This is a genomic window from Nocardia sp. CY41, from assembly GCF_009829325.1.
GTDB lineage: Bacteria > Actinomycetota > Actinomycetes > Mycobacteriales > Mycobacteriaceae > Nocardia.
The window spans coordinates 1-6,568 of the sequence record NZ_VUOS01000077.1; the positions used below are offsets into that span (position 1 = coordinate 1).

The following is a 6,568-nucleotide window of genomic DNA, read 5'->3' on the forward strand; positions in this document are numbered from 1 at the left end:
CCGCGTGAAAGCCGAGGCCTGCCCCCAGTGGATGGTCCTCACCTCGGTGCCCAGTCGACCCGAATCGGCCACTTTCCGCGGCTCGGGCCCTGGTGTCACCTCATGCCCCGGGTGTCAGCTCATGCGGGCGCAGCGGACGCAGTCGCGTTTCTGCCAGCGTTCGAGCTGTTCGCGGGTGGGCGCAGTCATGGCCCATGCCCTGGGGAATGGCCGGGTCCACAGGTCCCAGGCACACCATATGCAGCCCAGCGACATCAACGCCGACAGGACAATCACCCACACTGTGGTGCAATGGGTTCCGTCGCAGGCGGCATGGAGAGTTGCCGAGAGTAGCGACAGGGCCGCTCCGGCCCGGCCCACTCGAGACCGGACCGGAACCAACGGGTGGACCATCACTGTGCCGGGTGTGCGCAGCAGTCTTGCGGTGCTTCCTTCTGCCGACGACCGGCTTCGCCCCTTTCTATGGCGGCGGCGACCCTGTCCAGCCAGTCCGAGTTGGTCTCGTCGACCGCAGCAGGGTACTCATCGTTCCAGTTCCACCACTCGTAAGGTGGTGTCTGGGGGTAGCCCTCGGGCGAATCCTCCCAATTCTCCTGACGTCCGAGGGCCGTCATGTCGAGGTAGCTCCAGGTATTTCCGAAGTACTCGTCGCCACGCCGGTTGATGAAATACGTGCGATACACCTGATCGCCTTCGTGGATGAAGGCGTTGGTGCCGTGCCATTCGTCGACGCCGAAGTCCACGTCGAACTCGTCGGTAATGGTGTACCAGGGAATCGGTGACCAGCCCATCCGGGCCTTCAACTCCTCGATCTCGGGTTGCGAGGCGCGCGAGGCGAATGCGAGCGTGGTGTCGCGGGCGTTCAGGTGCGCGAGATTGCCGACGTGGTCGGCGATCATGGAGCAGCCGCGGCAGGCGTGATCGGGCCAGCCGACCACGCCGGGCTCGAAGAATGCGCGGTAGACGATCAGCTGGCGGCGGCCCTGGAACAGGTCAAGCAGACTCGCCGGGCCGTCGGGCCCGTCGAACACGTACTGCCTGTCGATGGCCAGCCACGGCATGCGGCGGCGTTGGGCAGCGAGCGCGTCGTGGGCGCGCATCACCTCCTTCTCGTTCACCAGCAGCTCCAGACGCGCTGCCTCCCACTCGCTCTGCGAAACGATCGGCGGTGTTTTCATAGCGGTATTCCTGTTCGGTTTCGGATTGATCAGTCTCGATCGAGGACGGCCTTCAACGCGTCGAGCGGGCCGTCCCAGTCCCGCGCCAGCGCAGCGAGGAATTGTTGCGCCACTTGCATCGGCAGTTCGATTGTCCCGACATACCGCGGTGCGGGTACTGCTGGCGATCCTGCTGCGGCACCGGCCGGTCCCGCGGGTAGTCAGCGTGGACGATTTCGCCCTGCGCCGCCGAAACCGTTACAGTACAGCGGTCATCGACGCTGTCACTCACCAACGGATCGACGTCCTGGCCGACCGCAAGTCCGAACCCCTCGAAACATGGCTGCGGAACAATCCTGGCGTCGAGGTCGTCGTCGGCGACGGATCGGCCACCTATGCCGAAGCGATCCGCCGCGCGCAGCCCGCCGCACTGCAGGTCAACGACCGCTGGCATCTGTGCCCGCGGCCTGGCCCGATCGGTGCGGGAAGTCGTCGCCGCGCACGGCCGATGCTGGGCCGCGGCCGGCCCGAAACGGCAAACACTCACCCGCGAGACCACCACGTTGGAACGCTGGCATGCGGTGCACGATCTGCTCGATCAAGGTGTCGGACTGCTGGACTGCGCCCGGCGTCTCGGCCTGGCGTTGAACACGGTGAAACGCTACGCCCGCGCATCCGAGCCGGACCAGCTGCGCCGCCCACCGTACTACCGAGCCTGCCTTGTCGCCCCCTTTCCGCGACCACTTGCGGCAGCGTCGCACCGAACAGCCCGGTGTCCCGGTCCTTCACGTGTTCCACGAGATCAAAGCGCTCGGTTACACCGGCGGCCTGAACCTGCTGCACAAATACCTCAACCAGGGCGCGCCGAAAGCGACCGCATCTGCCCCTCACCGCGTCGGCTGACTTCGTGGATCATGAGCCGACCGACCGATCTTCCCGCCCGACGCCGCGCTCACCTGGACGAACTTGTCCGCGCATGTCCCGAGATAACCGACCTGGCTCGGCTCGTCGGCGAGTTCGCAGCGATCCTGATCGAACCTCGCGGTGGCGATCTCGGCGAGTGGATGAAGCAGGTTCGCGAGGCCGGGCTGACCGAACTCGGCCCTTTTCCTTCGCGGCCTCGACCAGGACCACGACGCCGCGGCCGCCGGCCTGACCGTGCCCTACAGCAACGGCCCGATCGAAGGCGTCAACACCAAACCAAACTGATCAAGCGACAAATGTATGGCCGGGCCAGTTTCAGCCACTTCGGCACCGCATCCCGCTCGCATAGCCCGGGCACCCACCGGAAGTGCGCCAGAGCCGTTGTTCCGACAGTTCCCTGTGACTTCTGAAACTTACTGGGTCCGTTTATTTTCTAGTGAGCATGTGCATCGCTCCTCCAGCCACACCCTGGCGCCTGCATTACGGTCCGGGCAACGCGCGGATAGAGGTGAGAGGAAGTGAACCTCGCGCGAGGTGTCAGTACTCGACTTCGTGGACGATGGCTTCGGCGCGTACGTGCAGGACTTCCTGCAGAACCTTCCTCGACATCGACATGTGCGACAGGTGCCCGGGCAAGGTGATCACCGTGTGCGCCGCGGCGCGGCGGCATTCCTGGATCAGATCGGCGAACGCTGGTGACAGCAGTCCGCCCGACATATCCGCTGATGGTGGTTCACATCTCCGACTTCCGCACCGACCTGGCATGTTCGGCGTCACAACAAGTCGGCGATGCGCCGTGCTTCGGTGTGAACCGCCACCACCGCTGAGCGAAGATGGATTTGTCTCTCATGGGGACAAGTGTCCGGCTCGAATCGCTGCCAGAAGGATCGCCATTGGCGCCTTCGCCGACCACCGCGAGCTGGACCGGCCGCAGTCGTCGCGACCCGCCGCCGCGCGCAGCTAGGTCGTGAAAACGCAGCTTCGGTAGCTGGTTGTGATGTACCTGCTGTTTCCGGGGTTGAGGTAGTCGGAGTCTCCGCGGCCGTCCTCTTCGGTGTACATGCGGACGGTGGCGTTGGTGTTGTTCTCTACCGCCCCTGGCGTGATGTCGATGTTGTAGGTGCGGTACTCCTCGGGGTTTTGAATCTGGTCGGAGTACCCGGAAGAGTTCTGATACCTGAACGTGCCGACCGCCATGCTCTGCCTCCACGTTGTAGACACGGACTCGCACCGAACATAGCTGATCAATAGCTAATGAGCGCGAGTTTGTCTCGCGGTGGCGGCCCATTCATTGGGGGCGGGGTTGGCGCCGTCGCGTCGTATCCGTCGCTGACTGGGAAAGTGGGCTTTCACCGGGCGCTTCACCTCAGAGTCGAGCCTCAAACGCGAAATCCGTCGCTAATGAGTTGCTTGGAATCTGCGATGTGGTGAGCCCCACCTCGGCATCCGGGGCGCGAGGCCACGAGGATTGCACCTCCGGACAGTCCAGGATCGGCCGACCGCATTGGACGTCGGATCAAAAGCGTGGGCTCGGCGCGGAATCCGCCGCCGACTTTTCCGAGCTATCTGCGGAGGACGTTTCGGCCGTTTCGGTGGGGGGATGGTCTCAATGATCTGGCGTGATGATCGCGGTGCCGCAAGCCAGGGTGATTGGCGGCGCGCGGATGAGATCTGCGGGGAGCTGGAGCGCGAGTTCGGGCTGAAGTTGTTGGCGTCGCCGAAAGGGGCGGCGGGCTGTCGGAGAACAGTCGCGCGGAGATCGAGCGCGCCAAGCGGCTCGGTACTGCGGAGACCGAGCGGAGCGGCTGCGGCGGATGGTGCGCGCGCACGCGGTCGCGGCCGAGTCCGAAACCACGTTCGTGACCGGGTTGCGTGAGGCAGGGGTCTCGGTCCAGGCGCGCTACGCGGCCGGCTGCACATGGCGGGGTTGGTGGCGAGAAGCAATCCGCCCGATCCGACGCTAGGAGTTACCGCAGACCCTACTTCCCCGGAACCCGCTACCTGGACTGGCCGCTCGACGACCCGTCGGCGCCGACATCACGACCGTGCGCCGCATCCGCGACGACATCGAGCACAGAGTCCGCAGTCTCCTCACCGAACTCGGCGTCGCCACGAACGCGTAACAGCGGCCACCAGAGACGCCGCCGGGACGAACCACCCCGGTGAAGTGCCAGTAGGTGCCGCCATCCTCAACGACATCCGATAAGCCAGGTCCCTGCGAGCGGTACGCGGTCACAGGGCCCGCAAACGCCGTGCAAGTCGGCAACGAAGCGCAGGTGGCACCGATCATCGATGCCGTTGACGCCGCGGTCACCCTTCCTCCATGAACCTCCATTTGGGTGCTGGTAAGAATCGCGCCACACGAGGTAATCGGGGTGTGACGGCAACGAATGCCCGCCAATGCTCTGGGCTGCGGGTCGTTCCACAGGTGGGCGCTGCGCGCAGCAGCGTCACGCCATCCAGGGGTACCGAATACGTCGATAGCGCCAACTCAATTCAAGATCATGTAACGGCTGTGTTACCTGGGTTTTCACTCGCCCTATGCCCCGGGTCACGCCCCCCTTGACGGCACCCCGGGACACCGAATGTCTCGCCGGTCTGATCGACGGTGTACTCGAGGTGTGGCCAGAATGCACCAAAATCGGGGGGATTCCCTGATGCGGACCGCCGACATCGGTGGTTTTGTTGGCTGGTGTGGATTTCGGAACTTGTCGTGAAGAAATGGGCGTCGCAGCTGGGCTGCCCGACCGGCATCGCCGGGAACGTCGTAGCTCGGATGCTTGATCGGGGGAATCGTTCAACGGTTGTCGCCGCGGTCGAGGCTGCCCGGGTCGAGGGCGGGCAGACGGTTGCCGACATCGGCTTCGGTGGCGGTGTGGGTCTGCGACTGCTGCTGGACCGGGTGGATACCAGCGGCCGAGTGCACGGGATCGATATTTCGCCCACCATGATCACCAGGGCACAACACAGCCTCCGGACCGAGATCGACGGTAACCGACTCGTCCTTCACCAGGCAGGTATGGACCGGTTGCCGCTGCCGGACGCGTCGGTCGACGCACTGATCAGCACCAACACCGTCTACTTCATCGAAGACCTGGCGCCGGCGTTCGTCGAGCTCGCTCGGGTGCTGCGTCCGTCGGGCCGGGCGATTCTCGGTGTCGGTGACCCGACAGCGATGGCGAAAATGCCGTTCACCAAACATCGATTCCGCCTGCGCCCGATCGCCGACATCACCGCCACGCTGAACAAGGCCGGCCTCGAAGTGACCGAAGACCGCCGTCTCGGCGAAGGCGACGAGGCGTACCACCTGCTGGTATGCCACCACGTCCGATAACCGCCTTGTCCGACACATCCAGATCAACGCCGCCACACACCGCTGACTTGGGGACCTATTGCCGGGCGCTTGGCACATGGTGTGCGACTATCTGCGGTAACTCCTAGCGTCGGATCGGGCGGATTGCTTCTCGCCACCAACCCCGCCATGTGCAGTCGGCAACCCCGGCCGGGTAGGTGATCGTGGGGGTGCCGTCGACCGAAATCGGTCGACGGCCGTGCCCCGGCGATCCCGAGGCCGTGTCGCCGATGTGGTCATCGCGTATGCTCCCGGGGCCGGGCGACCGGGGGCCGCAGACGGCGCACCAGGTATGCCGCGTCGTGGCCGACCCTGCGCAGCGAGTTCGACGAGGGGGTGCGCTGCCACTCCAGCCCGAAGTATCCAAGCCACGGGTGGGTGGTTCGACAGGCCGTGGCGGTGTCGTGGGATCCCGGTCTCGGTCAATGCACCCGATCCGGTGATTGCCTGACGGAAATGGTCGTTGGCTGCGAGGATGCGGCCATAGGTTGCTCCGTCGACCCTCACCGTCGTTTCTCCCAGCGCTGTCCGGACGTTCACAGCGACTCCGTCCGGGCTGCTGTGCGCGAAGCTGTACACCGGAGTCCTCCCTGTTCTATCGGCCCAGGGCGCTGGTTTCGGATTGTCGAAAAACCAGACAGGCTGCCCCGCCTGTGGATGAGGCACCTGACGGCCCTCGAAGTAGTACTCGTCGCTCGTGCGCTGCTCCGCGCGAGCCCACCGGCTCAATCCCTGCGCGTCGCCCGGCTTGGATAGGAATATCGGGCCGATGACCTTTCCCTGGGAATCGATCATCGGCTCGCTGATTACGTCGCTGTGCCCGAATTCGTGCCTCATGCCGGTTCGCAGGTCGAGGCCTTCGAAAACGGGTGTGGGACGGGGCGGTGTCGTCGGTGGGCCCGCGTGGCTTCTGCCGGAGACCCCGATTGCTCGGCTCGCCTCGGTGTCGACTCTTGCCCACTGTCCAACGGATTCACGGAGTCGAGCTCTTGTACCCATTGGGTTCTTTTAGAGCTCCTAACAGGTTCTGTAGAGTGGCGGTGATTCTCGTTGCGGTGCAGTATGTTTCGTCGTGGCGGCCCCGTGGATCGTGGACGACGAGTTGTGGACAGTGATCGAACCGCTACTGCCGGTC

Annotated in this window: 4 protein-coding genes and 1 pseudogene; 2 read left to right on the forward strand and 3 right to left on the reverse strand. The window is 64.7% G+C overall.

Going from position 1 to position 6,568, the window contains the following annotated elements; genetic code table 11:
* Positions 1–392: 392 nt before the first annotated feature.
* A complete protein-coding gene (locus GVY64_RS36295) occupies positions 393–1,178 on the reverse strand; it encodes a DUF899 domain-containing protein (RefSeq protein ID WP_159851136.1) in 786 nt (261 codons plus the stop codon).
* 121 nt (positions 1,179–1,299) lie between these two features.
* On the opposite strand from GVY64_RS36295, the pseudogene GVY64_RS38500 reads away from it, so the two are divergent.
* Positions 1,300–2,430 (forward strand): annotated as a pseudogene (locus GVY64_RS38500) (ISL3 family transposase); the annotation flags it as partial.
* 188 nt (positions 2,431–2,618) lie between these two features.
* Here the strand turns inward: GVY64_RS38500 and GVY64_RS36305 are convergent.
* Complete coding sequence (locus tag GVY64_RS36305; protein WP_159851140.1) at positions 2,619–2,798, reverse strand: hypothetical protein; 180 nt, start codon at positions 2,796–2,798, stop codon at positions 2,619–2,621.
* A 243-nt stretch (positions 2,799–3,041) separates the two neighbouring features.
* Positions 3,042–3,278, reverse strand: coding sequence for a hypothetical protein (locus tag GVY64_RS36310; protein ID WP_159851142.1), 237 nt, complete (start codon positions 3,276–3,278; stop codon positions 3,042–3,044).
* Between the two features lie 1,516 nt (positions 3,279–4,794).
* On the opposite strand from GVY64_RS36310, the gene GVY64_RS36315 reads away from it, so the two are divergent.
* On the forward strand, positions 4,795–5,415 hold the full coding sequence (locus tag GVY64_RS36315) for a class I SAM-dependent methyltransferase (RefSeq protein WP_236567535.1): 621 nt from the start codon (positions 4,795–4,797) through the stop codon (positions 5,413–5,415).
* Positions 5,416–6,568: the final 1,153 nt, after the last annotated feature.